Origin of the sequence: Streptococcus cristatus, assembly GCF_001588905.1 — a bacterium.
Lineage (GTDB): Bacteria > Bacillota > Bacilli > Lactobacillales > Streptococcaceae > Streptococcus > Streptococcus cristatus_N.
The window spans coordinates 1-1,557 of record NZ_LAWH01000069.1 but is presented as its reverse complement, the minus strand read 5'-3'; the positions used below and the strand labels follow the sequence as shown (position 1 = coordinate 1,557).

Below are 1,557 nucleotides of genomic sequence, written 5' to 3'. Positions count from 1 at the left end.
GATCAAACTTGGTGTTGCCAAAGTTAACGTTAACACTGAATGCCAAATCGCATTCGCTAACGCAACTCGTAAATTTGCTCGCGATTACGAAGCAAACGAAGCAGAATACGACAAGAAGAAACTCTTCGACCCACGTAAATTCTTGGCTGACGGTGTAAAAGCTATCCAAGCATCTGTTGAAGAACGTATTGACGTATTCGGTTCAGAAGGTAAAGCATAAGCAGCTTGTAAAAGCTTAATATAACAGGGTTTATCCAATTTGGATAAACCTTTTTTCTTTGTTTTGTCACAAATTAGCCACACTTATTTAGTTAACGAATCTAATACAGGAATAATGAGATCTTTTGTTTTTTGCGTAACGTGCAAATAGATATCTGTAACACGACTTCCTCGTGTATGTCCAACACGATCTTGAATTGCTTCGAGTGGAATTCCTTGCTCAGCTAAAAAACTGATAGGTGTGTAACGAAAAATGTGAGTTGAAATAGAATCATCATTAGTACGAGAGTTTGAGCGACGACGTTTAACATTTGAATTAGAATGACAGGAATAGCTAGTACAAAAACTTCAAATATTTTAAAGATGACATAAAACATAGTAATTGAACATATGGTATAATAAAATGAAATCAAGTGATGGCAACTCATCTAACCTAAATCTAAACAGTATAGAATTACGAGGAGATTATAAGATGAACGATTATATAAAATTCAATGAAGATAGATGGAATAATGTAAAAAATGACTATACTGAGCCATTGACACATGAAGAATTAGAAGAAGTTAGAAAACATCCAATTTCTGTTGCCTTAACTGTTGGGAAAAAAGTTCCGAAAGAATGGTTTGAAAAAGCCAAGGGAAAAAAGATATTAGGGTTAGCTTGTGGTGGTGGACAGCAGGGTCCCGTTTTCGCTGCAAAAGGTTATGATGTCACCATAATGGATTTTTCTAAATCACAATTACAAAGAGATGAGTTGGTTGCTAAAAGAGAAGGCTTAAAAATCAATACCGTTCAAGGCGATATGACAAAACCGTTTCCATTTGAAAATGAAACTTTTGATATTATTTTTAATCCAGTTTCAAATGTATATATAGAGGATTTAGAAAACATGTATAAAGAAGCTTCTCGAGTATTGAAAAAGGGTGGATTGTTAATGGTCGGATTTATGAATCCTTGGATATACATGTATGATGCTGACATTGTATGGGACAAACCCGATGAGGAATTACTGTTAAAGTTTTCAATCCCTTTTAATTCAAGAGAGCTTGAAGAGGAAGGCAAAATCACCATCAATCCAGAATATGGATATGAATTTAGCCATACCTTAGAAAGTCAGATTAGAGGACAACTAAAAAATGGTCTCGCTATGATAGATTTTTATGAATCATGTGATAAAAGAAATAGATTATCACGTTATGGAAATGACTATATCGCTACACTTTGCATTAAACTATAATGTTATAGAGCATACTTTAGGAGAATAGCCCGTTTCATTTTCCGTAAGGGTTAAAATCTAAATCCCATTTTGTCGAAGAAAAACAATTAAATAAAATTAGA

Annotated in this window: 3 protein-coding genes; 2 read left to right on the top strand and 1 reads right to left on the bottom strand. The window is 33.8% G+C overall.

The window, feature by feature from the left end:
• The coding region (locus A0765_RS09685; protein ID WP_179856162.1) for a class II fructose-bisphosphate aldolase at positions 1-220 on the top strand (220 nt) is incomplete at its 5' end.
• Positions 221-303: 83 nt separating this feature from the next.
• Here the strand turns inward: A0765_RS09685 and A0765_RS10080 are convergent.
• A complete protein-coding gene (locus A0765_RS10080; RefSeq protein ID WP_257000846.1) occupies positions 304-456 on the bottom strand; it encodes a site-specific integrase in 153 nt (50 codons plus the stop codon).
• Positions 457-691: 235 nt separating this feature from the next.
• Between A0765_RS10080 and A0765_RS09680 the strand changes: the two genes are divergently transcribed.
• Positions 692-1,456, top strand: a complete 765-nt coding sequence (locus A0765_RS09680) for a class I SAM-dependent methyltransferase (RefSeq protein WP_062006365.1) — start codon at positions 692-694, stop codon at positions 1,454-1,456.
• The last annotated feature ends 101 nt before the right edge of the window (positions 1,457-1,557 follow it).